Origin of the sequence: Streptomyces bambusae (genome assembly GCF_019400985.1) — a bacterium.
In the GTDB taxonomy this organism is placed as follows: Bacteria; Actinomycetota; Actinomycetes; order Streptomycetales; family Streptomycetaceae; genus Streptomyces; species Streptomyces bambusae_A.
Map to the genome: position 1 here is coordinate 1 of NZ_WTFF01000646.1, position 1,247 is coordinate 1,247.

The window sequence follows — 1,247 nt, forward strand, 5'->3', positions numbered from 1 at the left end:
GCCGGTCCCCCCGGTCCCGCCGGGCGCGGCGCCTGTCGGCGCGGCCGATGCCTCGGGGGCGGCGGGGTCCGCGGCGGTGCCGGCGGCGGGCGGAAGCGGATCCGTGCCGGCGGTGGGCGGCAGGGGATCCGTGCCGGTCAGGAGGGCTTCGAGGGTGGCGTAGTCGCAGGGGTCCGGGGCCACGGCCAGGGCCTCGGCCGTCTGGAGGGCGAAGCGGTCGAGGTGGTCCAGGGCGCGGACCACCGAGGCGCGGGTCCCCGCCCGGGTGGCGAGCTGGGTGATGTCGCCCGGCACCGGGCTGAGCAGGTCCGGCCGGGAGTGGAGCAGGGCGCCGAGCGACGCGTCGTCCCGGGCGCGCAGCGCCTCGGCGAGGGAGCGCGGGGCCGCGCTCCCCGCGGTGCTTGCCTCAGCCACGTTCGCCTCCTGGTCGCCTCGGCCCGTCGCCATCCGGCCAACGTTATCCGCTGTGCCCGCGGCCGCTCCACGGGCGCACGCGCTACCTTTCGGAAGGCGGTACGGGAGGGCGGTACGGGAGGAGCCGGGCGTGGGGATCGAGAGCGACCAACTGGTCTACGCGTATCTGAGCCAGGTCGGCGATCTGGCCCAGCGCCGGCAGATGCCCTCCGGCGACCGGATGCGGCTCGTGGCGGGGCTGCGGGACGAGATCGACCGGCGGCGCGCCCGGTTCGAGCCGGAGACCGAGGCGTCCGTGCGGCAGATCCTCGACCGGCTCGGCACGCCGGAGCAGATCCTCGACGAACACGCGGCCCTTTCCGCCCGCTCGGCGTCGTCGGCCGCGCGGCACCCGGCGCCCGCGGAGCCCGCCGCGCCGTCCGTACCCGTCCAGCGGGGCCGCAACCCCCTGCGCAAGCAGCCCCCGCCCGTGCCGCCGCAGCGCTCCGGGGGCGCCCCGCCGCACATGGCGGGGCTGGACGAGCTAGGGCCGGCGGACGGCGGGCCGGAGCCGGACTGGTGGCGGGTGTCGAAGAGCCCGTACGGGAGCGCCCGCCCGCGTATCGAGGTCGAGGGCTTCGCGGGCGGCATCGAGTACCCGGAGTTCCGGCCGCCCGAGGCGGACAGGGACGAGGACGAGGACGGGGACGGGGCCGCGGCGAAAGGTGCGGACGGGTCCGGGTCCGGGTCCGGAACCCGGGCCGGGTCCGGCGCGTCCGACCCGTCGAAGCCCAAGCCGGCGGCGGCCGCGGCCCGGACCCTGGTCCGCGCCCTGCGCAAGCGGCGCGCCGAGC

The 1,247-nt window shown here is 78.5% G+C and carries 1 protein-coding gene and 1 pseudogene; one reads left to right on the plus strand and one right to left on the minus strand.

Annotation, left to right across the window (positions count from 1 at the left end):
* Positions 1-447 (minus strand): annotated as a pseudogene (locus GPJ59_RS38295) (DNA-binding protein); the annotation flags it as partial.
* A 97-nt stretch (positions 448-544) separates the two neighbouring features.
* Between GPJ59_RS38295 and GPJ59_RS36285 the strand changes: the two are divergent.
* Positions 545-1,247: HAAS signaling domain-containing protein (locus GPJ59_RS36285; protein WP_445271895.1), on the plus strand; the 703-nt coding region annotated here is incomplete at its 3' end.